At 66.0% G+C, this 24,766-nt stretch carries 22 protein-coding genes; 11 read left to right on the top strand and 11 right to left on the bottom strand.

What is annotated here, in order from left to right:
* Positions 1-980 (top strand): transposase (locus tag ACGTN6_RS06920; protein ID WP_394590621.1); only part of this gene is annotated, 980 nt, incomplete at its 5' end.
* 252 nt (positions 981-1,232) lie between these two features.
* Here the strand turns inward: ACGTN6_RS06920 and bfr are convergent.
* The 5 genes from bfr to lptF all read right to left on the bottom strand — a co-directional run bounded on the left by bfr (position 1,233) and on the right by lptF (position 4,801).
* Positions 1,233-1,709 carry a bacterioferritin gene (gene bfr, locus ACGTN6_RS06915; RefSeq protein ID WP_394590620.1) on the bottom strand — a complete coding sequence of 159 codons (477 nt, stop codon included), beginning with the start codon at positions 1,707-1,709 and terminating at the stop codon, positions 1,233-1,235.
* Positions 1,710-1,860: 151 nt separating this feature from the next.
* Positions 1,861-2,067, bottom strand: coding sequence for a (2Fe-2S)-binding protein (locus ACGTN6_RS06910; RefSeq protein ID WP_394590619.1), 207 nt, complete (start codon positions 2,065-2,067; stop codon positions 1,861-1,863).
* 103 nt (positions 2,068-2,170) lie between these two features.
* On the bottom strand, positions 2,171-2,644 hold the full coding sequence (locus ACGTN6_RS06905) for an RDD family protein (RefSeq protein ID WP_394590618.1): 474 nt from the start codon (positions 2,642-2,644) through the stop codon (positions 2,171-2,173).
* Between the two features lie 13 nt (positions 2,645-2,657).
* Positions 2,658-3,722: an LPS export ABC transporter permease LptG gene (gene lptG, locus ACGTN6_RS06900; protein WP_394590617.1), complete on the bottom strand. Its 1,065-nt coding sequence runs from the start codon at positions 3,720-3,722 to the stop codon at positions 2,658-2,660.
* Positions 3,719-4,801: an LPS export ABC transporter permease LptF gene (gene lptF / locus ACGTN6_RS06895; protein ID WP_394590616.1), complete on the bottom strand. Its 1,083-nt coding sequence runs from the start codon at positions 4,799-4,801 to the stop codon at positions 3,719-3,721. Before lptF ends, lptG begins: the two co-directional genes overlap by 4 nt.
* 222 nt (positions 4,802-5,023) lie before the next feature.
* Between lptF and ACGTN6_RS06890 the strand changes: the two genes are divergently transcribed.
* The 4 genes from ACGTN6_RS06890 to ACGTN6_RS06875 all read left to right on the top strand — a co-directional run bounded on the left by ACGTN6_RS06890 (position 5,024) and on the right by ACGTN6_RS06875 (position 11,670).
* Entirely contained in the window at positions 5,024-6,547 is a 1,524-nt protein-coding gene (locus ACGTN6_RS06890; RefSeq protein ID WP_394590615.1) for a leucyl aminopeptidase, read from the top strand.
* 146 nt (positions 6,548-6,693) lie between these two features.
* Entirely contained in the window at positions 6,694-7,794 is a 1,101-nt protein-coding gene (locus ACGTN6_RS06885; protein ID WP_394590614.1) for a branched-chain amino acid aminotransferase, read from the top strand.
* Between the two features lie 308 nt (positions 7,795-8,102).
* Positions 8,103-8,546, top strand: a complete 444-nt coding sequence (locus ACGTN6_RS06880; protein WP_394590613.1) for a DNA polymerase III subunit chi — start codon at positions 8,103-8,105, stop codon at positions 8,544-8,546.
* Positions 8,547-8,703: 157 nt separating this feature from the next.
* Entirely contained in the window at positions 8,704-11,670 is a 2,967-nt protein-coding gene (locus ACGTN6_RS06875) for a valine--tRNA ligase (RefSeq protein ID WP_394590612.1), read from the top strand.
* A gap of 176 nt (positions 11,671-11,846) precedes the next feature.
* Here the strand turns inward: ACGTN6_RS06875 and ACGTN6_RS06870 are convergent, their stop codons facing one another.
* Positions 11,847-12,293, bottom strand: coding sequence for an META domain-containing protein (locus ACGTN6_RS06870; RefSeq protein ID WP_394590611.1), 447 nt, complete (start codon positions 12,291-12,293; stop codon positions 11,847-11,849).
* Positions 12,294-12,395: 102 nt separating this feature from the next.
* Between ACGTN6_RS06870 and ACGTN6_RS06865 the strand changes: the two genes are divergently transcribed.
* Positions 12,396-12,800 carry a DoxX family protein gene (locus tag ACGTN6_RS06865; protein ID WP_394590610.1) on the top strand — a complete coding sequence of 135 codons (405 nt, stop codon included), beginning with the start codon at positions 12,396-12,398 and terminating at the stop codon, positions 12,798-12,800.
* Between the two features lie 71 nt (positions 12,801-12,871).
* Here ACGTN6_RS06865 and ACGTN6_RS06860 read toward each other — a convergent pair whose 3' ends face one another.
* Positions 12,872-13,312 (bottom strand): VOC family protein, encoded by a 441-nt coding sequence (locus ACGTN6_RS06860; protein WP_394590609.1) that lies wholly within the window; start codon positions 13,310-13,312, stop codon positions 12,872-12,874.
* Between the two features lie 84 nt (positions 13,313-13,396).
* On the opposite strand from ACGTN6_RS06860, the gene ACGTN6_RS06855 reads away from it, so the two are divergent.
* Both ACGTN6_RS06855 and ACGTN6_RS06850 read left to right on the top strand, forming a co-directional pair.
* Positions 13,397-13,951 (top strand): DNA-3-methyladenine glycosylase I, encoded by a 555-nt coding sequence (locus tag ACGTN6_RS06855; protein ID WP_394590608.1) that lies wholly within the window; start codon positions 13,397-13,399, stop codon positions 13,949-13,951.
* A 28-nt stretch (positions 13,952-13,979) separates the two neighbouring features.
* Complete coding sequence (locus ACGTN6_RS06850; protein ID WP_394590607.1) at positions 13,980-15,044, top strand: metal-dependent hydrolase; 1,065 nt, start codon at positions 13,980-13,982, stop codon at positions 15,042-15,044.
* Positions 15,045-15,116: 72 nt separating this feature from the next.
* On the opposite strand, the gene ACGTN6_RS06845 is transcribed toward ACGTN6_RS06850, so the two are convergent.
* Together ACGTN6_RS06845 and ACGTN6_RS06840 are read right to left on the bottom strand one after the other, a co-directional pair.
* Positions 15,117-15,716, bottom strand: a complete 600-nt coding sequence (locus ACGTN6_RS06845; RefSeq protein ID WP_394590606.1) for an FMN-dependent NADH-azoreductase — start codon at positions 15,714-15,716, stop codon at positions 15,117-15,119.
* A gap of 120 nt (positions 15,717-15,836) precedes the next feature.
* Positions 15,837-16,607: a COG3650 family protein gene (locus ACGTN6_RS06840; protein WP_394590605.1), complete on the bottom strand. Its 771-nt coding sequence runs from the start codon at positions 16,605-16,607 to the stop codon at positions 15,837-15,839.
* A gap of 146 nt (positions 16,608-16,753) precedes the next feature.
* Here ACGTN6_RS06840 and ACGTN6_RS06835 point away from each other — a divergent pair, with 146 nt between their 5' ends.
* Positions 16,754-17,668 carry a LysR family transcriptional regulator gene (locus tag ACGTN6_RS06835; protein WP_394590604.1) on the top strand — a complete coding sequence of 305 codons (915 nt, stop codon included), beginning with the start codon at positions 16,754-16,756 and terminating at the stop codon, positions 17,666-17,668.
* Between the two features lie 17 nt (positions 17,669-17,685).
* On the opposite strand, the gene ACGTN6_RS06830 is transcribed toward ACGTN6_RS06835, so the two are convergent.
* Both ACGTN6_RS06830 and ACGTN6_RS06825 read right to left on the bottom strand, forming a co-directional pair.
* On the bottom strand, positions 17,686-19,323 hold the full coding sequence (locus ACGTN6_RS06830; RefSeq protein ID WP_394590603.1) for an ATP-binding protein: 1,638 nt from the start codon (positions 19,321-19,323) through the stop codon (positions 17,686-17,688).
* Entirely contained in the window at positions 19,323-20,036 is a 714-nt protein-coding gene (locus ACGTN6_RS06825) for a winged helix-turn-helix domain-containing protein (protein WP_394590602.1), read from the bottom strand. The genes ACGTN6_RS06830 and ACGTN6_RS06825 overlap by 1 nt, the downstream gene beginning before the upstream one ends.
* Before the next feature lie 353 nt (positions 20,037-20,389).
* On the opposite strand from ACGTN6_RS06825, the gene ACGTN6_RS06820 reads away from it, so the two are divergent.
* Together ACGTN6_RS06820 and ACGTN6_RS06815 are read left to right on the top strand one after the other, a co-directional pair.
* The gene (locus ACGTN6_RS06820) at positions 20,390-23,299 is read left to right on the top strand and encodes a ribonucleoside-diphosphate reductase subunit alpha (RefSeq protein WP_394590601.1); all 2,910 of its coding nucleotides are present in this window, start codon (positions 20,390-20,392) and stop codon (positions 23,297-23,299) included.
* 124 nt (positions 23,300-23,423) lie between these two features.
* On the top strand, positions 23,424-24,665 hold the full coding sequence (locus tag ACGTN6_RS06815) for a ribonucleotide-diphosphate reductase subunit beta (protein ID WP_394590600.1): 1,242 nt from the start codon (positions 23,424-23,426) through the stop codon (positions 24,663-24,665).
* Positions 24,666-24,766 lie beyond the last annotated feature (101 nt).

The following is a 24,766-nucleotide window of genomic DNA, read 5'->3' as shown; positions in this document are numbered from 1 at the left end:
TGGTGAGTCAACAGTCGCTGGCCCGTGAGGAACAGGCGTTGAACGCGCGTATCGACGCCTGGCTGGAAGGCCTCGACGAGACCGACCATGAGGAAGCGCATCGGGATGGGCCTGATGATGGCCAGCGTCGCCGATCACTCGAACGGCTCAAGGCCCTGCGTGATCAGACCCGGGACAGCCGCGAGCGCATGGAACGGCTTGGGATCCAGCATCACGTCACCGGTGAGCCCGAGGCCCGGCTCATGCGCTCGCCGCAGGGAAGCCGCACGGCGTATAACCTGCAGACGGCGGTGGATACCAACACCCATCTGATTGTGCATCACGAGACGGTGCAGGACGGCGACGACAGTCGCCAGTTGCAGCCCATGGCGGAAGCGACCCAGACGGCTCTGGAAAGGGAGGAATTATCGATACTGGCCGATGCCGGCTATTCCAACGGTGAACAGCAACAGCGCTGCGAAGAACGCCACCTGGCCTGCCATATCCCGCCCCGGCGAGCCGTCAACAATCAGGGAGGCGGCCAGCTTTATCAGACCGATGCTTTCCACTACGAACCGGCCCGGGAGGCCTACCGCTGTCCGGCCGGTCACTGGCTGCCACTGAAGCAACGCAACAGGTCCCAGAAAGCCCTTTACTATGCCAACCCCACGGCGTGTGCCGGCTGTACGCTCAAGTCGCGCTGTACGGTGGGGCGTTGGCGAACCATCACCCGCCATCAGTATGAAGGCGCCTTTGAGACGTCGCGACAACGCCTGACAGAGGACCCCAAGGCGATGTCACGTCGCCGCGCCACCGTCGAGCATCCCTTCGGCACGCTCAAAGACACGCTGATGGGGAATGCCGGTCGTCTGCTGGTGCGTGGGCTCGACAAAGCCCGAGGAGAGATCAGTCTGGCGGTACTGGCGTACAACCTGACGCGGCTGATGCGGCATATTGGGGCCGAGGCGCTGATGACCCGGCTGAGGCAAGCCCCGGTCTGAGGCCGGGGCCTCTATCGATGTGACATCGACCAGGCTGCAACGACATCGCCCCGCCAAAGCGGGGCGATTCGAGCGACCTCTGACAAGCCGTTTTGACACGGCCTGCATGGGGCGCCTTCTTTCATCGCTTGATACGTCATGGCCGGCGGCAAATCTTCGCGAGGCGCTATGAACCCTTCCCTAGGCGCTTCATCCACCGTCCCTGGCGAATAACCCTCGCTCATATTCGCCGCCGCCCCATCAGGCGTCATGCTATTCCGCGTCGTGCATCTGCTTCTGCAGGTAGTTCTCGATGCCGACCTTATCGATCAGCGACAGCTCGGTCTCGAGCTTGTCGATGTGCTCTTCCTCGTCGGCGAGGATGTCGCGGAACAGGTCGCGGGTGACGTAGTCCTGCACCGACTCACAGTAGGCAATCGCCTCGACATAGTCGTCTCGGCCCTGCAGCTCGAGCTTGAGATCGCACTCGAGCATCTCCTTGGTGTCCTCGCCGATCAGCAGCTTGCCGTAGTCCTGCAGGTTGGGCACGCCCTCGAGAAACAGGATCCGCTCGATCAGCTTGTCGGCGTGCTTCATCTCGTCGATGGACTCTTCGTACTCGAACTTGCCCAATGCCGCCAGACCCCAATCCTGGTACATCTTGGCGTGCAGGTAGTACTGGTTGATGGCCACCAGCTCGTTACCGAGGGCGGTATTGAGATACTCGATGACCTTCTTGTCGCCTTTCATGACACTACCTCGTTGCTGTCGTCAGGGTCGTTGATCAGCTTGGCACGCACGGGAGCATGCCGCCATATATAACGACAGTCTAGGCAATATCAACAAAAACTCAAGAAAATCAAATGCTTGAGAACGCCAAAAGAAACGATAGCGATTGCCATCACACGGCGTAGGCGAGTCCCTGCTGGGCCATGCTCAGCTCTTCCTGGATGGCCTCGCGGGTGATGCCCTTGCCCATGCAAGCGCACTTGCCGCACTGGGTGCCGCAGCCCGTCTCGCGCTGGACCTCGCGCCAGCTGCGCGCACCCTCTTGCACGCTACGACGGATCGCCTTGTCGCTCACACCCTTGCACAGACACACGTACATGACATCACCTCACATCGATCATGATGTCGAATGTAAATGATTCGCATGGGCTATCGCAAGCATAGCGTGTCACTACCCTGGTCGCAGGACGCCAACGGCGACGTCAGCGTCGCCTGGGCAACACCACTAGCCGAGTGCCGGAGGCGATGTCCGACCAGCTGCGTCTCTCGCCGTCGAACAGCACCCACAGGTGGCCGAGACCGAGCGGCAGGAATGCCAACGCTCCGACCACGCAGCGCACCAGGCTCTGGCGCCAGCCGATGGCGTGGCCGTCAGCCGTCTGCACGCGCAGCCGCCAGGCCTGCATGCCCAGCGTCATCCCGCCGCAGGTCCAGAAATAGGTGAAAAAGCCCAGCGCTGAAAACGCCATCAGCGCACGCAGCGACCAAACCTGGGCGACGCCAAGGCCCACTCGCTCGGGGGGCAAGCCGAGCGCCAGACGGCTCACCGCCACATGGGCCCCGGCGACGAGGATCCACAGCGCCAGCACCAGCAGGCCGTCGTAGAGCATGGCACCGAGGCGCCGGCCGAGGCCGGCGGGCCAGACATCGTCGAGGCGGTCGAAGCGTCGCGGCATGGAGAACTCCGGATCAGCCGGTTCGGCGCAGCAGGTAGAGCCCGAGGCCGGCGCAAAGCAGCGTCGGCACCAGTACCGCCCAGGCCGGTGAAAAGCCGAACAGCGTGGAGGCCGGCCCCAGCAGGTCCTGGAGATACTTGAACACCAGCCCGGTGACCACGCCGTAGAAGACGCGCGTGCCGGCGGCCACGCTGCGCAGCGGCCCGAACACGAAGGACGCCGCCACCAGCACCAGCGAGGCCATGGTCAGCGGCATCAGCACCTTCTGCCAGAAATAGATCAGCGGCTGGGTGGCATCCTGGCCCTGGGACTGCAGGTGACGAGCGTAGGCCCACAGTTCGCTGGGCGCCTGGGTCTCCACGTCCCGCAGCAGCCGATCGAGACTCTGCGGGGTCAGCTCGGTCTCCCAGGGGCGCGTGGCCTGGTAGCTGGCCAGGGTACGGTCGTCCATGACGTGTGTCTCGGAGACGTCTTCCAGCACCCAGGCGCCATCGCGCCACACCGCGCGACGGGCGTTGAGGGTCGAGCGCAGCTCGCGTCCCTCGAAACGGTAGCGGGTCAGGTCCAGCACCACCTGGTCGGCGCGGATCGCCCCGAAGCGATAGAAGTCGTCGCCCTCGCGCTGCCAGCCGCCGCTCTCGCTCAGCACCGCGCCTTCGCCCTGCATCTGCTCGAGCCGCCAGGCGCTGGCGAACTGCTCGGTCCTGGGGCTGACGAACTCGGCGACGAACAGCACCACGGCGATCACCAGGATGATCGGCTTCATCACGCCCCACAGGATGCGGGTCAGCGAGCGGCCGGCGGCACGCATGACGGTCAGCTCGTTGCTCGAGGCCATACTGCCGAGCCCGATCAGCGCGCCGATCAGCACCCCCACCGGCGCATACTGATAGAAGCGCCAGGGCAGCCGGAACACCAGGTAGAAGAGCACCTGCAGGGCGCCGTAGTCGCCCTCCACGTCGCCCAGGTCGTTGATGTAGGTGATCACAAGATCGAGGCCCAGCAATATCACCTGGACCACCAGGATGGCGCCGAGAATCTGGCGGGCGATGTAACGGTCGAGGCGATCGGCGATCATCCGCTCATCCCCTTGCGCTGGGCCTGCAGCGTCATCACCAGACCGATGGCCAGGAAGGCCGCATGGATCGGCCACATGCCGAGGGTGGCCGGCCAACTGCCCCGGGCGATGGCGTCCAGCGCCGCCAGCAACAGACTGAGGTAGGCCACATAGAGGAAGATCGCCGGCAGCAGCTTGGCGAAACGGCCCTGGCGCGGATTGACCCGCGACAGCGGCATCGCCAGCAGGGTCAGGATGAACACCATCAGCGGCAGCCCCAGGCGCCACTGCAGCTGGGCCGCGCCGGAAGTACTGTTATCGGCCAGCAATGCCGCCGTCGCGACGAACTCGGGCTCGTCCAGGTCGAGGCTCTGCTCGTCCCGCGACAGTCGCACGGCGTAGCTGCCGAACTCGAGGCGCTCGGCCTGGGCACGTCCCGGGGCGACGCTGTAGCGCTCCCCGTCGGAGAGCACCAGGAATCGGCTGCCGGTCTCGGGGTCGACGGTCTGGTAGCCGGCCTCGGCCCGGGTCACCACGGTGGAGGGGGTGCCGTCAGAGCGGCGCTGTCGTTCGCTGATGAAGACCTCCTGCATGCGGCTGTCGTCTTCGGTCAGCGCTTCGGTATAGGCGGTGCGCCCACCGCCGAAGTCCTGGAAGCGGCCCGGCGTCAGGGCGGAGAAGTCCAGCTGGCTGCGCTGCTTCTCGAGCATCACCTCGTTGTGCAACGCACCGGCAGGAGTCAGCCACAGGCTGCATAGCCCCACCAGCACCGCCACCACCGTGGCGGGTACCAGGCTCACCTGCAGCAGTTTGTTGGGGCTGGTGCCGCAGGCCACCAGCACGGTGATCTCGCTGTTGAGATACAGCTGGCCGTAGGCCAGCAGGATGCCCAGGAAGAAGGCCAACGGCAGGATCAGTTCGAGGAAACCCGGCAGGTGGAACAGCATCAGGGTGCCGAGAATATCGAGGGGTATCTCGCCCTCCGCCGCAGTGGCGAAATAGCGGATGAAGCGGCTGCCCATGATCACCAGCAACAGCACCCCGGCCACGGCGGCCATGGTCTGCAGGATCTCGCGGGTCAGGTAGCGGAATATGATCAACGTTGTCTCCCGGTCCGCGGCCCTCCGGCCCGGCCATCTTCCGTGCGGTGATGCCTCGTCCCGATTGCCTGTCGGAACGCCCGAGGATCGCGAGGTTACCCCACGGCCCGACGGCGCTGCAGATCGGTGTGAAGTCCGGCGGGCTCCTGGGGTACACTGGGACGACTCGGCAACGTGCCGGCATTATCCAGAATCCCCCACCGCTTGTCTTGTGGAGACACCATGGAATTCCCAGTTCAGACGGCCAACCCCGCCAAGGCCGAGACGGCCTGCCTCGTGGTCCCGGTGTTCAAGGATGGCGACCTGCTGCCCGCCGCCGCCAAGCTAGACGATGCCAGCGAGCGGCTGATCGGCCAGCTGATCGATCGCGAAGACTTCGACGCCAAGCTGGGCAACGTGCAGATGATCCCCTTCGCTCCGGGACTGAACGCCGATCGCCTGCTGCTGGTCGGCCTGGGGAACCGTGACAAGTGCCAGGAAGGCGCCTTCCGCAAGGCCGTCGACGCCGCCTTCACGGCATTGGCAACGCTGCCGGCCGACGATGCCGCCGTGGCCTTCACCGACGTGCCGGTCCCCGACCGCGACTGCGACTGGAAGGCCCGCATGGTCGCCGAGGCCGCCCATCGTGCCGTCTATCGCTTCACCGAATTCAAGTCCGAGCCCGGCCCCCTGCCCCGCCTCGAGCGCGTGACCCTGCTGGTCAGCGAGGGCGGCAACGCCGAGGCCGCCCGCGAGGGCGCTCGGGTCGGCGACGGTATCGGCCAGGGCATCAACACCGCCCGCACCCTGGGCAACCTGCCCGGCAACGTCTGCACGCCGCGCTACCTGGCGAGCCGCGCCGAGCAGCTGGCCGCCGAGTCCGACGGCACGCTGAGCGCAGAGATCCTCGACGAGGAAGCCCTCGAGGCGCTGGGCGCCCACTCGCTACTCTCCGTTGGCCACGGCAGCGACGAGCCCTCGCGGCTGATCGTGATGAAGTACCAGGGCGCCGAGGATCCCGACGAGGCACCCCACGTGCTGGTCGGCAAGGGCATCACCTTCGACTCCGGCGGCATCTCGCTGAAGCCCGGTGCGGGCATGGACGAGATGAAGTTCGACATGTGCGGCGCCGCCAGCGTGTTCGGCGCCGTCACCTCGGTGCTGGCCATCCGCCCGAAGATCAATCTGGTGGCGATCGTCGCCAGCGCCGAGAACATGCCCAGCGGCCGTGCCACCAAGCCCGGCGACATCATCAAGACCCTCAAGGGACTGTCGGTGGAAGTGCTCAACACCGACGCCGAGGGCCGCCTGGTGCTGTGCGATGCCCTGACCTACGCCGAGCGCTTCGAACCGGCCAGCGTGGTCGACATCGCCACCCTCACCGGCGCCGCCATCATCGCACTGGGCCATCACGCCACCGGCCTGATGGCCAATGACGACGACCTGGCGCTGGACCTGCTCGATGCCGGCGAAACCGCCTGGGATCGCGCCTGGCACCTGCCACTGTGGGACGAGTATCAGGAACAGCTGGACTCCAACTTCGCCGACCTGGCCAACATCGGCGGTCGCCCGGCGGGCACCATCACCGCCGGCTGCTTCCTCTCGCGCTTCACCGACAAGTTCCCGTGGGCGCACTTGGATATCGCCGGCACCGCCTGGAACTCCGGTCAGCAGAAGGGCGCCACCGGCCGGCCGGTCAGCCTGCTCACGCAGTACCTGCTGGATCGCGAGACCGACGGCCGGCTCGAAACGGACGACGAGGCCTGAGGGATATCACGTCCGGGGGTTGCCTTCCGGGCGTGACGACTCTTTCATAAGAGGCGTCGATTGCAACGCACCGGGCCGAGCGGCCCGGTGATCCTGTTTAGCGTACCGGGGTGCGGGAAGCGCCCCGATGAAGCGGAGATCAAGCCGTGTCCACCGAACGTTTTACCGTGCTGCCCGCCGCCCAACCCCTGGCGGCCCCGATCCGTGAGGACATCCTGCGCGACCCCGGGTTCGGCCGCTATTTCACCGATCACATGGCTCACGTGCGCTGGACCGTCGACGCCGGCTGGCACGGCCACGAGGTACGCCCCTACGGCCCGCTGACCTTGGATCCGGCCGCCGCGGTGCTGCACTACGGCCAGGAGATCTTCGAAGGGGTGAAGGCCTACCGGCACGCCGACGGCTCGGTGTGGACCTTCCGCCCGGAGAAGAACGCCGAGCGCTTCCGTCGCAGTGCCCGCCGTCTGGCCCTGCCGGAGCTCTCCGACGATGACTTCATCGACTCGCTCAAGGCGCTGCTGGCCCAGGACCACGCTTGGGTGCCGACCCCGGCCAGCGAGGCCGACGAGTCGAGCCTCTACCTGCGCCCGTTCATGATCGCCAGCGAGACCTTCCTCGGCGTGCGCCCGTCCCACGAGGTCGACTACTACGTCATCGCCTCCCCGGCCGCGGCCTACTTCCAGGGCGGCATCAAGCCGGTGTCGATCTGGCTGTCCTCTCACTACAAGCGCGCCGCGCCAGGCGGCACCGGCTTCGCCAAGTGCGGCGGCAACTACGCCGCCTCCCTGGCGGCCCAGAAGGAAGCCGCCGAGCACGAGTGCAGCCAGGTGGCCTTCCTCGACGCGGCCGAGAACAAGTGGATCGAGGAACTGGGCGGCATGAACCTGTTCTTCGTCTATCGCGACGGCCGCATCGTCACTCCGCGCCTGACCGACACCATCCTCGAGGGCGTGACCCGCGACTCGGTGCTGACCCTGGCACGAGACGAGGGCCTGACCCCGGAGGAGCGTCCGATCAGCATCGACGAGTGGCGCGAGGGTGCGGCCAGCGGCGAGATCATCGAGGTCTTCGCCTGCGGCACCGCCGCGGTGATCACCCCGGTGGGCGAGCTGGTGACCGAGGACGATACCATCCGCCTCGCCGCCGAGGGCGACAACGAGATCGCCAAGCGCCTGCGCACCCGGCTGCTCGACCTGCAGTACGGCCGCAGCGAGGACAAGTACGGCTGGCTGACGCGCCTGGTCTAAGCTTCTCCCTGCCCCCGACGAAACGGGCTTTCCCGGGGGCAAGGCTCCGCGAGGCGCGATGAATCCATCCATGGACGCTACATCCGCCATCCCTGGCGGATAACCCTCGCTTCGCCTTGCCCCCGGTGCCCGCATCGCCGTCCAGGCAGCTCCTTACCTCCCAAGACTCCGAGATAAAACGCCGACGAGCGAAGGCCAGACAAGGCAAAAATCGGCGAGAGAGCGGAGTTTACGGGTTGTTAAATGAGCAGCTTGAGCCGATTTTTAACGCCGTATGGCCGAGCGCAGTCCGTTTTAAACGGAGTCTCATGACCCGCATCGATTTCTATATCCTCCCCGAGACCACCCTGGAAGCGCGGCTGGCATTCGCCTGCCGGCTAGCCGAGACCATCGCCCGCAAGGGCTATCGGCTGCACCTGCACGCCGAGGACGAGGCCATGGCCCGGGAACTGGACGACAAGCTCTGGACCTTCCGGCCCGACGCCTACCTGCCCCATGCCCTCTTGGGCAGCGAGCAGGCCAACGGCGTGCCGGTGACCATCGGCTGGCAGGAGCCGCCGCCCGGCGACGCCGGCGTTCAGGCGATGCTCAACCTGCACCCGGAGATTCCCGAGTGGTTCTCACGCTTCGAGCGGGTCGCCGAGATCATCAACCAGCACCAGGCGGTGCTGACCGCCAAGCGGCGCTGCTGGCAGACCTACAAGAAGCGCGGCTATCCGGTCACGCCACACCATCTGCGCGCCGGGGGCTGAGGGCCCACGGCATAACGGCAAGGGGCGCCCTCTCCCCCGCCCATGACGCCACCCGGCCCCTCGGGCTATAATCGAGCCCATTTTCGCGTCTCGCACCGCCGGCCCGAAAGGCCCGCCGTGCCACGTCGTCGCCACCTCCTTCGACCCGGAAGATTCCATGGACAAGACCTACCAACCCGAGCAGATCGAATCCCGCTGGTACGAGCGCTGGGAAGCCGACAACCGTTTCGCCCCCTCCGGCGAGGGCGAGCCCTTCTCGATCATGATCCCGCCGCCCAACGTCACCGGCAGCCTGCACATGGGCCATGCCTTCCAGGACACCATCATGGACACCCTGACGCGCTGGCGGCGCATGCAGGGTCGCAACACCCTGTGGCAGGTGGGCACCGATCACGCCGGCATCGCCACCCAGATGCTGGTAGAGCGCAAGGTCGCCGCCGAGGAAGGCAAGAGCCGCCACGACCTGGGGCGCGAGGCCTTCACCGACAAGATCTGGGAGTGGAAGCACGAGTCCGGCGGCCACATCACCCGCCAGCTGCGTCGCATGGGCGCCAGCGTGGACTGGTCCCGCGAGCGTTTCACCATGGACGACGGCTTCTACAAGGCGGTGCAGGAAGTCTTCGTGCGCCTCCATGAAGAGGGCTTGATCTATCGCGGCAAGCGCCTGGTCAACTGGGACCCGCAGTTCGAGACCGCCATTTCCGACCTCGAAGTGGAAAACATCGAGGTCGACGGCCACATGTGGCATTTCAAGTATCCGCTGGCGGGCGGGGAAACCTACGAATACATCGAACGGGACAACGACGGCAACGTCACCCTGCGCGAGACTCGGGATTACATCTCCATCGCCACCACTCGTCCCGAGACGATGCTCGGGGATGGCGCCGTCGCCGTCCACCCGTCCGACGAGCGCTATGCCTCCCTGATCGGCAAGCTGTGCGAAATCCCGGTCGGCCCCAAGGAACATCGGCGCCTGATCCCGATCATCACCGACGAATATCCCGATCCCGACTTCGGCTCCGGCGCCGTCAAGATCACTGGCGCCCACGACTTCAATGACTATGCAGTCGCCCAGCGCAACGGCATCCCGCTCTACAATCTGATGGACCGCAAGGCCCATATGCGCGAGGACGGCCTTGCCTATGAGGAAAGCGCAACGCTCGCCTCACGCGCCGCGCGGGGCGAGGGCATCGACAACGTGGACGAGGTGAATCTGGTCCCCACCGAGTTGCGCGGCCTGGATCGTTTCGAGGCGCGCCGCCTCGTCGTCGACGCCATCACCTCCGAAGGCCTGGCCGTCACCGTGATCGGTGAGGATGGCAGCGAGGTGCCACTGGTCGAAAAGAAGAAGATCATGCAGCCCTTCGGTGATCGCTCCCAGGTGGTCATCGAGCCCTACCTCACCGACCAGTGGTTCGTGGCCGTCGAGGAGCTGGCCAAGCCGGCCATCGCCGCGGTGGAGAACGGCGACATCCAGTTCGTGCCGAAGAACTACGAGAACATGTACTTCGCCTGGATGCGCGACCTCCAGGACTGGTGCATCTCACGCCAGCTGTGGTGGGGCCACCGCATCCCGGCCTGGTACGACGCCGAAGGCAACGTCTATGTGGCCCGCACCGAGGCCGAGGCCCGGAAGAAACATGGCCTGGCCGACGATGTCGCCCTGACTCAAGACGAGGACGTGCTCGACACCTGGTTCAGCTCCGGGCTGTGGACCTTCGGCACCCTGGGGTGGCCCGAGCAAACCGAGGAGCTGGCGACCTTCCACCCCTCCAACGTGCTGGTCACCGGCTTCGACATCATCTTCTTCTGGGTCGCCCGGATGATCATGATGACCCTGAAGTTCACCGGCGAGGTGCCCTTCAAGCAGGTCTACGTGCACGGCCTGGTGCGCGACGGCCTGGGCCAGAAGATGTCCAAGTCCAAGGGCAACGTGCTCGACCCCATCGACCTGATCGACGGCATCGAGCTGGACGCCCTGGTGGAGAAGCGCACCGGCAACATGATGCAGCCGCAGAAGGCCAAGGCGATCGCCAAGGCCACCCGAGGCGAATTCCCGGACGGCATCGAGCCCCACGGCACCGACGCCCTGCGCTACACCTTCTTGTCCCAGGCCACCACCGGTCGCGACATCAAGTTCGATATGGGCCGCCTCGACGGCTATCGCAACTTCTGCAACAAGCTGTGGAATGCCTCGCGCTACGTGCTGATGAACGCCGAAGGCCAGGACTGCGGCGCGGCCGGTGGCGAGGTCGAACTGTCGCTGGCCGATCGCTGGATCGTCTCCCAGCTGCAGAAGACCGAGGCCCAGGTAACGAAGGCGATGGAGGAGTTCCGCTTCGACCACGCCTCCCAGGCGCTCTACGACTTCGTGTGGAACGAGTACTGCGACTGGTACCTGGAGCTCTCCAAGCCGGTGCTGTGGGATGATGCCGCCTCCGAGGCCGCCAAGCGCGGCACCCGCCGCACCCTGGTGCGCGTGCTCGAGGCCGTGCTGCGCCTGGCCCATCCGATGATGCCGTTCATCTCCGAGGAGATCTGGCAGCGCGTGGCGCCGCTGGCCGGCGTCGTCTCCGACGCCGGAAGCGAGTCCGTGATGACCCAGCCCTGGCCGGCGGCCGACGAGGCGCTGATCGACGACGACGCCACCCGCGACATCGAGTGGCTCAAGGGCGTGATCGTCGCGGTGCGCAATGTCCGCGCCGAGATGAACATCGCCCCGGGCAAGCCGCTGGAGGTACTGCTGACCAAGGGTACCGCGGGCGACAGCGCGCGCCTGGAGGCCAACCGGCCGTTCCTCGCCAAGCTGGCCAAGCTCGAGAGCGCCACCTGGCTCGACGATCCGGAGCAGGCGCCGCTCGCGGCTACCCAGTTGGTCGGCGAGATGGAGGTGCTGGTGCCCATGGCCGGGCTGATCGACAAGGACGCCGAGCTCGCGCGCCTGGCCAAGGAGATCGACAAGCAGGACAAGCTGATCGGCGGCATCGAGAAGAAGCTCGGCAACGATAGCTTCGTGGCCAAGGCCCCCGAGGCGGTGGTACAGAAGGAGCGCGGCAAGCTTGCGGACTTCCAGGCCACCCGCCGCGTGCTGGTGGAGCAGCGCGACAAGATCGCCGCCCTCTGACCCCGTGCGTTTGAGACGAACGGCGCGACAAGCTTGCGCGGTTCACCTGGCCAGGCTGCCCGCAAGGTGCTGGTGGAGCAGCGCGACAAGATCGCCGCGCTCTAGGAAACTCCCAATGTAACGCGAACGGCCCGCCTATCCGGCGGGCCGTTCGCGTATGGACTGCAGCTGGAGGATCAGCGAGAGCGGCGAAAGCCGCCCAGCACCCGCTGATCGGGACCGAAGAACACCAGCCGGTCGTGGTCGATCAGGTAGCGGTAGGCGGTATCGAGCATGGCGGTCACCTGGCCGGCTTCGTCCATGTGCGGGCAGGCCATCATGGTGGACGCCAGCTGGCCGAACTCGATGCGATTGTCCGGCCCCAGCTCAACGCTGCCGGTGAAGCGATTGCAGCCGTCATGGCCGTTGACACGTCCGTCCGGCGAGATCTCGAAGTGCGGAGTGGTCGGCAGGTCGAGGCGGTCGCTGGTACCCACCAGCAGCAGATTCCAGCGCGGTCCGACCACAGGGCCGGAGAGGGTCTCGCCCTCGCCGGGCTGGCTCACCGGCGCGGGACCGGAGGCGCAGCCAACCAACAGCACGAGCATCAACAGCGGCAGGGCATAGCGAATCTTCGCGATCATGGGGTCGTCCTTGAACGGGTAGTGGCGGTATCGCGCCCAAGCTTGCCCCAGGCCAGCCTTTCGGACAATGCTTGAAGCATCCCATCGACACGGAGATGTCCCATGCTCAACGCCTTGCACAATGACGCCCTCGGCAAGCTGATCCTGCGCCTCGCCGTGGGCGGCCTGCTGCTCTTCCACGGCGTGTCCAAGCTGCTCAACCCGGGATCGATCGACTGGATCGGTGGCATGCTGGAAGGCTATGGGCTGCCTGCCGTGCTGGCCTATGGGGTGCTGATCGGCGAACTGCTCGCCCCGATCATGGCCATCGTCGGCTGGCAGACCCGGCTGGCCGGGCTATTGATGGCCGGCAACATGCTGGTGGCCTTCCTGCTGGTGCATACCGGTGAGCTGTTGATGCTCAACGACAACGGCGGCTGGCAGCTCGAGCTTCAGGGGCTGTTCTTCTTCGGCGCCCTGGCGCTGATCTTCCTCGGCAGCGGCCGCATGGCGGTCCGCCCCGACTGACCCTATTCCGCCCCACCATGACGCCGCCGGCGGGTTTCCTGCCGGCGGCGGACGTCTCACCGCTCACGCCTTTACCACGACCCTTCATTCTCCATCGACGCCCAGGGCTCCTTCGGCGGCTGCGGCTCGCCTTCCTGCAGCAGCTCGACGGAGATGCCGTCGGGGCTCCTGACGAAGGCCATGTGGCCGTCGCGGGGCGGGCGATTGATGGTGACCCCGCCGGCCTGCAGGCGCTCACAGAGCGCATAGATATCGGCCACGCGGTAGGCCAGATGGCCGAAGTTGCGCCCGCCGGTATAGGTCTCGGGGTCCCAGTTCCAGGTCAGTTCGAGTTCCGGTGCCTGGAGTTCTGTCGAGCGCGCCTCGTCGGCGGGCGCGGCGAGGAACACCAGGGTGAAGCGGCCCTTCTCGCTCTCCTTGCGACGCACTTCCTCGAGGCCAAGCAAGTCACAGTAGAAGTGCAGCGAGGCTTCAAGATCGCTGACTCGGACCATGGTGTGCAGGTATTGCATGAAATTCTCCTTGTTCACAGAACGGACGAACCGGGGCATGCTGACAGCAACACACGACTTCGCCAAACTCGACGAGCAGGACTCATGAGCCACTACTGTGACCTGGCCCCGGCCCATCCGTTTCACGGCCCCTATCACGACCACGAATACGGCTTCCCGGTGGAAGGCGACCACGTGCTCTTCGAACGCCTGGTGCTGGAGATCAACCAGGCCGGGCTATCCTGGCTGACGGTGCTCAAGAAGCGCGCCGCCTTCCGCGCAGCCTTCGAGGACTTCGACATCGACCGCGTAGCTGCCTACGGCGAGGCCGAGCGGGCCCGGCTGCTGGCCGACGCCGGCATCATCCGCAACCGCCTCAAGGTCGACGCCGTGATCCACAACGCCGTCGTGATCCGCGGGCTCCAGGCCGAGCACGGCAGCTTCCGGGCCTGGCTGGAGGCGCACCACCCGCGCCCCCATGGCGACTGGGTCAAGCTGTTCAAGCGCACCTTCCGCTTCACCGGGCCAGAGATCGTCGGCGAATTCCTGATGAGCACCGGCTACCTGCCCGGCGCCCACCGCGACGACTGTCCGGTGCAAGCGCGCGTGCTGGCCGCCAGCCCCGCCTGGGCGCGTCCGAACGACGCTTCCGGGACCTGAACGCCATGATTCGAGGACACACACGACCATGGACTCGCTGACACAGGCCGCGCTGGGCGCGGCGATCGGCGGTACCGTGCTGGGCCGCCGGCTGGGCCGCAAGGCGGTGCTGCTCGGGGCCGTCCTGGGCACCCTGCCCGATCTGGACGTGATCATCGACTACGGCGATGCGGTGGCCAACATCACTCGCCATCGCGGCTTCAGCCACTCACTGTTCGTGCTGACAGGTCTCGCCGCGGCCCTGACGCTGCTGGCGGCCCGCCTCATCCCGGCGCGAGGCATCGGCCTTCGCCGCTGGGCGGCCTTCTTCGGGCTGTGCCTGCTCACTCATCCGCTGCTGGATGCCCTGACCACCTACGGCACCCAGCTGTGGTGGCCGCTGGACGTGCGCCCCACCGCCCATCCGCTGGTGTTCATCATCGACCCGCTCTACTCGCTGCCGCTGCTGGCGGGCGTGTTGATTGCCCTGATCGGCGGCCGGGTCGGCGCAACCCGCCTGGGGCTGGCGCTGTCGTGCGCCTATCTGGTGCTGTCGCTGGGCGCCAAGACGCTGGTCGAATCCCGCCTCGAGCCGGAACTCGCCGAGCGCGGCCTCGCCAAGGCCCCACGGCTGGTACAGCCCACGCCCTTCAACATCCTGCTGTGGCGCGCCACCGTGGCGGACGACAACCGCTACCACGAGATCCTGGTGGGCGTGTTCGACGGTGACCATCGCCCCCGGGTCGAGACCTTCTCCCGCGGCGCCGAGTGGGAGCCTCTCGCCCTGGCCGGTCGCGCCGGCCGTCGCCTGGACTGGTTCGCGGGCCCCTTCCTGCGCTACGAGATCGACGAACGTACGACACCGGCCACCCTGGTGGCCACCGACCTGCGACTGGGTTTCCCGGGCTTCCACCCCTTCCGTTACGCCCTCGCCGAGCGCAGTGCCGAGGCCTGGCAGCCGCTGACGCCCACCCGCCAGCTCGAGACACCCCGCCGCGACGACGGCGAGGCCATCAGGCGGCTGGGCGCGCGCCTGCTGTCGCCGGAGCCGCAGCTGTGCCTCGGCCGGTTCGTCGACCCCAGCTGGTGGCTGACGGCGACGCCAGCCTGTTGAGCATTACCTAGACGCGAACGGGGCGGCCCGAAGGCCGCCCCGTTCGTCGATGACGCTTGTGAAATGCCCGGCTCAGAGTCGCTCGACCAGCCCGGCGATGGCCTGGCGAGCCTCGGCCATGGCGCTGTCGCGCTGCGCCTCGCCCATGGCCAGTCCTTCGGCGAACACCGTGTCCACCTCGCCGATGCCCATCAGTCCCAGCATGCTCATGAGATGTGGGGTCTGACTATCGAGTTCGGTGCCGGCATACTGGCCGCCGCGGGCGGCCAGGATCACCGCACGCTTACCTTCCAGCAGGCCCTGGGGACCGCTCTCGGTGTAGCGGAAGGTCACCCCGGCACGCATCACGCGGTCGAACCAGGCCTTGAGCTGCGAGGGAATGCCGAGATTGTAGAGCGGCACACCCAACACCACGACATCATGCGCCTTGAGCTCCTCGATCAGGGCGTCGGAGCGGGCCGCCAGCTCGCGCTGTTCGTCGCTGCGCTCGTCCGCCGCCACCTGCCAGCTGGACAGCTCCGGCAAGCCCAGGTGGGGCAGCTCGTCGGCTACCAGGTCGCGATGGGTGATCTCGACGCCGTCACGCTCGGCGGCCAGACCGCTGAAGTGATCGGCCAGCTGCTGAGAGTTGCCGCCGAGGATGGAAGAGGTCAGAACGAGGACGCGGGTCATGGCGATCTCCTTGAAGCATCATGAGCTGAGGAATGATCGCCATTATATATTCGTTTTTGACCACGATAAGCGGGAAAAACCGCAGCTATCGTTCGATCATATCGAATATAAGCGAGGCACTCAGGGTGCGATGCCCTGCCCACAACCTCGATAGGTCTGGCCGTTGAGCGAGAGCGTCACCCGAGCCGGCCAGGGCTGGCCGCTCATGTCATCGAAGCAGGCCTTGGCCTCGATGCGCAGCGTGAACGGGCGTGCCGCCTGGCCGCTGGCCAGAATCACTCGTCCGGCGCCGTTGTCGAGGGTGGTCACCCGATAGGGCAGCGTCAGCTCCCGACTGCCATAGTCCAGCGACAGATCGAGCTTCGGCACGTCGTTGGCCAGTTCGACGCTCCAGCCCGGCTCGTTGCCGCGGGCGTGGAACATCACCCCTGGGTGCCCCTCGCGGGTCAGAGCATCCAGAGTGATGTCCCGCCGGCAGTCCAGCCGCCCTTGCTGGCTCTCAACCAGCGCCTCGTCGCCCTTGAGCCAGACACTCAGCTCACCCTTCTGGTAGCGGCTGCCGCTGGCCACCACGGCGGGCGACAAGCTATTGGCGCCATGGGCGGACCATAGCCGCAGCTCGTCCTCGGCGGCGGCGGTGACCAGGTCCTGGGCCGGCGTGCAGCGCCAGCCCACCAGCTCACCGGCCTCGCCGGGGAACAGCGTCGAAGGCAGCAGCGGGGCCTTGGGCGATACCGGGTCTTCATCCTCGGCACTGGCGTTGGCCTCGTCGATCGCTGGCGGCTCGGGTGCGGGCTCGGGCGCCGGCGAGTTCACATAGGTGACGCAGCCGGACAGCCCCAACGCCATCAGCAGCGGCAGGGCAATTCGATAAGACGAGAAATGAGGCATGGCAGTGACTCCTTGCGCAGCGGAACTCCATTGCCGCCAGCATACCAGCCGACGGCGGTGTTAGGGCCGCGATGCCGGACCGACTGGCCCCTATAACTGAATCAAACTAAACTTGCTCTTCATCATCATGAAGCTAGCTCAGAATCATGCTCGAACTCCGTCACCTCCGCACCCTCATCGCCCTGCGCGACGCCGGCTCCCTGGTGGAAGCCGCCGAGCGGGTCCATCTCACCCAGTCCGCCCTCTCCCACCAGATCAAGGACCTGGAGGAACGACTGGAGAGCCCGCTGTTCCTGCGCAAGACCCGCCCGGTAGAGTTCACCCGCGCCGGCCTGCGCCTGCTGACGCTGGCCGAACAGGTATTGCCCCAGGTGCGTATGGCGGAGCGTGATCTGGCACGACTGGCCGGCAACGAGCAAGGGCGGCTACACATGGCCATAGAGTGCCACAGCTGCTTCCAGTGGCTGATGCCTACCGTCGATCACTTCCGTGACCACTGGCCCGAAGTGGAGATCGACATCCCCGGCGGCCATCACTTCGACCCCCTGCCCGCCCTGGCCCGCGAGCAGCTCGACCTGGTGATCACCGCCGACCCTCAGCCGCTGCCCGGCGTCCACTACGAGCCGCTGTTTCGCTACGAGGGGCTACTGGCCGTCGCCCGCCAGCATCGCCTGGCCGGCCAGCGCTTCGTGACGCCGGAGGAACTGGTCGATGAGACCCTGATCACCTATCCGGTGGAGCACGGCCGGCTGGATGTCTTCACCCAGTTCCTCGACCCGGCCGGCTGCAAGCCCCGGGAGGTGCGCACCGCCGAGCTAACCATCATGATGATGCAGCTGGTCGCCAGCGGTCGCGGGGTCTGCGCCCTGCCCAACTGGGCGCTGACCGAATACCTGGAACGGGACTACGTGAAGGCGGTACCGCTGGGCGAACATGGGGTATGGAGCACGCTGTTCGCGGCGATCCGCGAGGAAACCCGGGACGCCCCCTGGATGGAAGACTTCCTGCGCACCGCCCGTGAGACGTCGTTCTCGGTGCTGGCGGGGATCAAGCCGGCCTGAGAGGTCGGTTCGAGGATTCAAGCGTCCCGGACCGTGGCTCGCTGAGGCAACAGCAACGTGAAGCGAGCCCCGCCGAGCGTCGGACTGTCATCGACCATCACGCTGCCGCCGTGCCAGGCCATGACCTTCTGCACGATAGACAGCCCCAGACCGTATCCCCCCGAGCGCCGCGCGCGGCTGTTGTCCAGCCGCGCGAAGGGCTTGAAGATCTCGCTGCGCTTGGCCGTCGGCACCCCAGGGCCGTCATCCTCGACGTCGAAGCGTACCAGCCGCGGCTCGCCGTGGATGCGGATCATCACCCGGGAGCGCGCATGGCGGCAGGCGTTGGCCACCAGGTTCTGCAGCGCCCGCTGCAGGTAGCGTGTCTCGGCCGCGGCCTCTACCTCGGCACCGGGCGCCAGAGTGAGGCTGAGATGGGCATGCAGCGGATGTAGGGTCTCGATGACCCGCTCGGCCATGGCCCGACACTCCACCAGTGAGGTCTCGAAGGTCACGCCGTTGGCTGATTCGCTCCCCAGACGCGCATAGGTAAGGATCTCGTCGACCAGGTCGTCCAGCTCGGTGATATCGGCGTCGATGCCCTGCAGATGGCGACGCACTCCGGGATCATCGGTCATGTCCTCGACCATCTGCACGGCGAAGCGAATACGCGCCACCGGGGTGCGCAGCTCATGGGACACCGCCCGGATCATGTCCTGCTGGCCACGCAGCAGCGACTGCACCTGAGTCGCCATACCGTTCAGTGCCATGCCCAGCCGGCTCAGGAAGTCGTTGCCCTCGACCTTCACTCGGGTGTCCAGACGCCCCGCAGCGATGCGCGTGGCGGCGAGCTCGAGCTTGGCCATGCGTGCCTCCACGCCGCGTACGATCAGATAGATGATCACCGCCAGCATGGCCAGCAACAGCAGCAATAGCAGCAACAGCAGCGAGGCCGGCAACGGCTCGAAGGCATACAGCGGACCGACCTCGACCCATTGCATGCCGCCGCCGGCGCTCGATAGCCGCAGGTAAAGCGACATGGCCCAGCGCTGGGGCAGCAGGCGTACGACCACCTCGGTGTCCCCCAGCGTGGCCAATCGTGCCGGGTCGAGGCCCTCGGGCGGCGTATCGGTGAGCTTGAGCTGGATCACTCCGCTGCGCAACCGGTCGAGCCGGGCGGCCCGCTGCTCAGGCGGCACCGCCATCAACCACTGTCCCAACTGACGGGCCAACCCCATCAGCTGGTCTTCGCCCAGCGAGGCCAGTTCGGCACGCATCAGCAGGGGCTCGTCCGCCAGCCGACGATGCAATCGCCAGCCCATGGCTTCGGTCTGACGCACCAGGGTCTGGCCACCCTCGAGGCGGGCTCGGTCGAAGTAACCAAGCGGGTAGTCCGCCATGTCATACAGCGACAGCTGGATATTCAGCCGAGCACTCTGCTCACGCAGCCAGTCGGCTCGCCACTCGGCGGGGAGTGCCTCGAGCTGAGCCGTCAGCAAAGTCATCGGCGCCTCGGCGAGCTGCTCCTGGTAGTGCTGACGACGCACCTTGTCGACGACGGTGATGGCCAGCAGTGCCAGGGCGAAGATCATCACCAGAGCCAGGGCCAGCAGCACATAGACCCGCAGGAAGGTGCTGTCGGCCAGGGCCCGGGGCAGCAAGCGGGAGGTTGCCATCAGCCGTCCTTGACGAACAGGTAGCCTTTGCTACGAACGGTCTTGATCCGCTGCGGCTGGTTGGGATCATCTCCGATCTTGGGCCGAATTCTCGAGACTCGCACGTCGATCGAACGATCCTGGCCGTCGTACTTGATACCGCGCAGCTGAGAGAAGATCTCTTCCCGGGTCAGCACCCGACCGGCATTGCTGGCCAGCAGCCACAACAGATCGAATTCGGCGCTGGTCAGGTCGATGCGCTCCCCGGCCAGGAAGGCCTCACGGGTCGCGTTGTCGACTTCCAGCTGGCCGAACGCCAGCCGCACCTCATCCCCGACCGGCTCCGCTTCGCGGCGACGCAGCAGCGCGCGCATGCGGGCCAGCAGCACTCGCGGCTGAACCGGCTTGGCCACGTAGTCGTCGGCGCCCATTTCCAGCCCCAGCACCTGATCCATGTCATCAGTGCGAGCGGTAAGCATGAGGATGGGACCGGGATACTCCGAGCGTACCCGGCGGCAGATCGACAGGCCGTCCTCGCCGGGCAGCATCAGGTCCAGGATCACCAGGTCGGGTTGCAGGGAGAGGATCCGCTCGACGCCGTTGGCGCCGTCGGGCTCGAGGGTCACACGGTAACCGTTGGTCTCGAGGTAATCGCGGGTCAGCTCGGCCAGGCGCTCATCATCCTCGATGATCAGCACGTGATCCTGTTCTTGGGAGTCCAGGCTGTCGTCCATTTCTGCGTCATCATCCTCAACGGGCGTTCGGGTAGAGTGGCACCGTCGGCGCTTGACCGACCACCGGTAGCTAAAGAATACCCGACAACGCCTTCCTTCGCTCGATGGTCACCGGCACGAATTCACGCCGACGGCCCAACCATGCGGCCTCGCGATGATGTGCCGAATCAGTCCCCGAAAGGCCACAGCCCATCCACAAGTTATCCACTTGATGAGCGACCCAAAGCACACTATCTTGTGCTCGACTTCGGCAGGAACACCACATCATGTGGCACTAGCAACCTTGCCGAACTCTGTCAACCGTCGCCCTCCGGCGGCCTTCTTCAACCGACAAGGTAGGGAACCCCGGCGCCATGGATACCACCGCTGCCCCGGACCGTCCGTCCGTCTCCGTTACTGCACCGCAGACCCTGCGTGTCATCAAGCGCACCGGCGATGTCGTGCCCTTCGATGCCGGCAAGATCGCCGTGGCCCTGAGCAAGGCCTTCATCGCCGTGGAGGGCGACAACGCCGCCACCTCCTCGCGGGTCCGCGATTTCGTGCAGCGCGCCTCCGATGGCATCGCGCAGGCCTTCCTGCGCCGCATGCCCGACGGTGGCACCGTCCATATCGAGGACATCCAGGACCAGGTCGAACTGGCCCTGATGCGCGCCGGAGAGCAGAAGGTCGCCCGCGCCTACGTGCTCTACCGCGAGGAGCACGCCCGCGCCCGCGCCGAGTCCGGTGCCGACATCGAAAAGCCCCACCCAACGCTCAACGTCACCGCGCCGGACGGCAGCACCCGCCCACTCGACCTGGGCCGGGTCGAGACCCTGGCCTTCGACGCCTGTGAGAACCTCACCAACGTCGATCCGGGCAAGATCGTCGAAGACTCGCTGAAGAATCTCTACGACGGCGTGACCGTCGACGGCGTCTCCCAGGCGCTGATGATGACCGCGCGGACCCTGGTCGAGAAGGACCCCAACTACACCTACGTCACTGCCCGGCTGCTGCAGGACAACCTGCGTCGCGAGGCGCTGTCGTTCCTGGGTATCGCCGACGAGGCGACCTACCAGGAGATGGCCGAGCTCTACAAGCCGGCCTTCCAGGCCTACATCGACAAGGGCATCGAGTTCGAACAGCTCGACCCGCGGCTGGCCGAGTTCGACCTAGAGCGTTTGGGCGATGCGCTGGACCACACCCGCGACGCCCAGTTCACCTACCTGGGCCTGCAGACTCTCTACGACCGCTACTTCATCCACCGCGACGAGGTGCGCTACGAGCTGCCCCAGGTGATGTTCATGCGCGTCGCCATGGGCCTGGCGCTCAACGAGGACGACCGCGAGGCGCGGGCCATCGAGTTCTACGAGCTGCTCTCCAGCTTCGACTACATGGCCTCCACCCCGACCCTGTTCAACTCGGGCACCGTCAGGAGCCAGCTCTCCTCGTGTTATCTCACCACCGTGCCGGACGACCTGGACAGCATCTACAGCGCCATCCGCGACAACGCCCTGCTCTCCAAGTGGGCCGGCGGCTTGGGCAACGACTGGACCCCGGTGCGTGCGCTGGGCTCCTACATCAAGGGCACCAACGGCAAGTCCCAGGGCGTGGTGCCGTTCCTCAAGGTAGTCAACGACACCGCGGTGGCGGTCAATCAGGGCGGCAAGCGCAAGGGCGCGGTGTGCGCCTACCTCGAGAGCTGGCACCTCGACATCGAGGAGTTCCTCGAGCTGCGCAAGAACACCGGTGACGACCGTCGCCGCACCCACGACATGAACACCGCCAACTGGGTGCCGGACCTGTTCATGAAGCGGGTCTTCGACGACCAGGAATGGACCCTGTTCTCGCCGGCCACCTGCCCGGACCTCCACGACCTGTACGGCGCCGCTTTCGAGAAGCGCTACCAGGAATACGAGGAGATGACCAGAAGCGGCCAGCTCAAGTTGTTCAAGCGCGTGCGTGCCAAGGACCTGTGGCGCAAGATGCTGTCGATGCTGTTCGAGACCGGTCACCCGTGGATCACCTTCAAGGATCCGTGCAACCTGCGTAGCCCGCAGCAGCACGCTGGCGTGGTCCACAGTTCCAACCTGTGCACCGAGATCACCTTGAACACCTCCCCGGAGGAGATCGCGGTATGCAACCTGGGCTCCATCAACCTGGCCCAGCACGTGGTGGACGGCGCCTTCGACGGCGACAAGCTGAAGAAGACCGTCAAGACCGCGGTGCGCATGCTCGATAACGTCATCGACATCAACTACTACGCGGTGCCGCAGGCGAAGAACTCGAACTTCAAGCACCGCCCGGTGGGGCTGGGCATCATGGGCTTCCAGGATGCCCTGTACGCCCAGGACATCGCCTACGCCTCCGAAGAGGCCGTGACCTTCGCCGACACCTCCATGGAGCTGGTCAGCTATCACGCCATCGAGGCTTCCAGCGACCTGGCCGCCGAGCGTGGTCGCTACCAGAGCTTCGAGGGCTCGCTGTGGGACCAGGGCGTGCTGCCCATCGATTCCATCGAGAAGCTGAAGCAGGAGCGCGGCGAGAAATACATCGAGGTCGACACCGCCGCTACCCAGGACTGGGATCGCATCCGCGACAAGGTCGCCGACCAGGGCATGCGCAACTCCAACGTCATGGCCATCGCCCCGACCGCGACCATCTCCAACATCTGTGGCGTCTCGCAGTCGATCGAGCCGACCTACCAGAACCTGTTCGTGAAATCGAACCTGTCGGGCGAGTTCACCGTGGTCAACGCCTACATGGTCAACGACCTCAAGGCGCGCGGGCTGTGGGACGAGGTAATGATCAACGACCTCAAGTACTACGACGGCTCCGTGCAGCCCATCGACCGCGTCCCGGACGATCTCAAGGCCACCTACGCCACCGCCTTCGAGATCGAGCCCAAATGGCTGGTCGAGGCCGCCGCTCGCCGCCAGAAGTGGATCGACCAGGCCCAGTCGCTGAACCTCTACATCCAGGGCGTCTCCGGCAAGAAGCTGGATGTGACCTATCGCATGGCCTGGTTCCGCGGCCTCAAGACCACCTATTACCTGCGTGCCCTGGGCGCCACCTCGGTGGAGAAATCCACCGTGGACCGCGGCAATCTCAACGCGGTGAGCAACGCCTCGCCCGGCTCCGCCCCGGCGCCGACGCCGTCCGCCGCACCGGAAGCCAAGAGCGAGCCCAAGGGCATCGACGACTTCCTGCAGGGCAAGAGCGGCAGCGGCTCCCGGGCGCCCTCAGCGGGCGAGATCGACGAGCTCGGCTGCGAGGCCTGCCAGTAACGACAAGAAGGAAGAGGGAAGGCGGCGCGGCGCGCCGATTGAAGAGGGAAGGCCCGCAGCCCCCTCTTCTGCCCACCGGGCGCTTGCCTCTTATCCCTTCCACCTCCGAGGAACGAGGAAGAACATGATCGATTGGAACGAGTTCCACGAAGACACGGTTGATAACGACGCTGCGACCGCCGAGGCGCCCCAGCCGGCCCCCGCACCGCAGCCCGCTGCGCCCAAGGCCGAGGTCCGCGACAGCGCCGGCGCCTACCAGGTGGCCGAGCAGGATCGCCTGGCCCGCGCCAAGCAGTCCCTGGAGGAGCTCGACGTGGCCGCCGGCCTCGAGGAACTGGAAGTCGGCGCCCAGCGCATCGACGTCGACGACAAGCGGATGATCAATGCCCGCGCCGACCTCAACCAGCTGGTGCCCTTCAAGTACGAGTGGGCCTGGCAGAAGTACCTGGACGGCAGCGCCAACCACTGGATGCCCCAGGAAGTGAACATGAACGCCGACATCGCGCTGTGGAAGAGTGCGGACGGCCTCACCCAGGACGAGCGCCGCATCGTCGAGCGCAGCCTGGGCTACTTCTCCACCGCCGACTCGCTGGTCGCCAACAACCTGGTGCTGGCCGTCTATCGCCTGATCACCAACCCCGAGTGCCGCCAGTACCTGCTGCGCCAAGCCTTCGAGGAGGCGATCCACACCCACGCCTACCAGTACTGCGTGGAGTCGCTGGGCATGGACGAAGGCGAGGTCTTCAACATGTACCGCGAGGTGCCCTCCGTCTCGGCCAAGTCCGCCTGGAGCCTCAAGCACACCCAGTCGCTGGCCCGCCCGGACTTCCACACCGGCACCCCGGAGACCGACCAGGAGCTGCTGCGCAACCTGATCGCCTTCTACTGCGTGACCGAGGGCATCTTCTTCTACTGCGGCTTCAGCCAGATCCTGTCCATGGGCCGGCGCAACAAGATGACCGGCGTCGCCGAGCAGTTCCAGTACATCCTGCGCGACGAGTCGATGCACCTGAACTTCGGCGTCGACATGATCAACCAGATCAAGATCGAGAACCCGCACCTGTGGACCGCCGAGTTCCAGGACGAGGTCACCCAGATGATCCTCGAGGGCACCGAGCTCGAGATCGCCTACGCCCGCGACACCATGCCCCGCGGCGTGCTGGGTATGAACGCGGCGATCATGGAAGAGTACCTGCACTTCATCTGCAACCGTCGCCTGGCGCAGATCGGTCTCAAGGAGCAGTTCCCGGGCGCCGAAAACCCCTTCCCGTGGATGAGCGAGATCATCGACCTGCGCAAGGAGAAGAACTTCTTCGAGACCCGCGTCACCGAATACCAGGTGGGCGGCGCTCTGAGCTGGGATTGATCACAGCTCCTCGTGTGGAGGCACGGCCATGATCGAGAACGCCATTCCTTCTCGCCATGTTGACTACCGGGGTGCAGATCGCTCCGCGTGGCCTCCCTCGA

It is taken from the genome of Halomonas sp. B23F22_20, assembly GCF_043496985.1.
Taxonomy (GTDB): domain Bacteria; phylum Pseudomonadota; class Gammaproteobacteria; order Pseudomonadales; family Halomonadaceae; genus Halomonas.
Note: the sequence above shows the minus strand (reverse complement) of the source record. Positions and strands in the feature narration are given on the sequence as shown.

Coding starts and splice junctions, on each gene's coding strand:
- bfr (WP_394590620.1), bottom strand. CDS start 1,709: ATGAAAGGCGACAAGAAGGTCATCGAGTATCTCAATACCGCCCTCGGT.
- ACGTN6_RS06910 (WP_394590619.1), bottom strand. CDS start 2,067: ATGTACGTGTGTCTGTGCAAGGGTGTGAGCGACAAGGCGATCCGTCGT.
- ACGTN6_RS06905 (WP_394590618.1), bottom strand. CDS start 2,644: ATGCCGCGACGCTTCGACCGCCTCGACGATGTCTGGCCCGCCGGCCTC.
- lptG (WP_394590617.1), bottom strand. CDS start 3,722: ATGATCGCCGATCGCCTCGACCGTTACATCGCCCGCCAGATTCTCGGC.
- ACGTN6_RS06890 (WP_394590615.1), top strand. CDS start 5,024: ATGGAATTCCCAGTTCAGACGGCCAACCCCGCCAAGGCCGAGACGGCC.
- ACGTN6_RS06880 (WP_394590613.1), top strand. CDS start 8,103: ATGACCCGCATCGATTTCTATATCCTCCCCGAGACCACCCTGGAAGCG.
- ACGTN6_RS06875 (WP_394590612.1), top strand. CDS start 8,704: ATGGACAAGACCTACCAACCCGAGCAGATCGAATCCCGCTGGTACGAG.
- ACGTN6_RS06870 (WP_394590611.1), bottom strand. CDS start 12,293: ATGATCGCGAAGATTCGCTATGCCCTGCCGCTGTTGATGCTCGTGCTG.
- ACGTN6_RS06865 (WP_394590610.1), top strand. CDS start 12,396: ATGCTCAACGCCTTGCACAATGACGCCCTCGGCAAGCTGATCCTGCGC.
- ACGTN6_RS06860 (WP_394590609.1), bottom strand. CDS start 13,312: ATGCAATACCTGCACACCATGGTCCGAGTCAGCGATCTTGAAGCCTCG.
- ACGTN6_RS06855 (WP_394590608.1), top strand. CDS start 13,397: ATGAGCCACTACTGTGACCTGGCCCCGGCCCATCCGTTTCACGGCCCC.
- ACGTN6_RS06850 (WP_394590607.1), top strand. CDS start 13,980: ATGGACTCGCTGACACAGGCCGCGCTGGGCGCGGCGATCGGCGGTACC.
- ACGTN6_RS06845 (WP_394590606.1), bottom strand. CDS start 15,716: ATGACCCGCGTCCTCGTTCTGACCTCTTCCATCCTCGGCGGCAACTCT.
- ACGTN6_RS06840 (WP_394590605.1), bottom strand. CDS start 16,607: ATGCCTCATTTCTCGTCTTATCGAATTGCCCTGCCGCTGCTGATGGCG.
- ACGTN6_RS06835 (WP_394590604.1), top strand. CDS start 16,754: ATGCTCGAACTCCGTCACCTCCGCACCCTCATCGCCCTGCGCGACGCC.
- ACGTN6_RS06830 (WP_394590603.1), bottom strand. CDS start 19,323: ATGGCAACCTCCCGCTTGCTGCCCCGGGCCCTGGCCGACAGCACCTTC.
- ACGTN6_RS06825 (WP_394590602.1), bottom strand. CDS start 20,036: ATGGACGACAGCCTGGACTCCCAAGAACAGGATCACGTGCTGATCATC.
- ACGTN6_RS06820 (WP_394590601.1), top strand. CDS start 20,390: ATGGATACCACCGCTGCCCCGGACCGTCCGTCCGTCTCCGTTACTGCA.
- ACGTN6_RS06815 (WP_394590600.1), top strand. CDS start 23,424: ATGATCGATTGGAACGAGTTCCACGAAGACACGGTTGATAACGACGCT.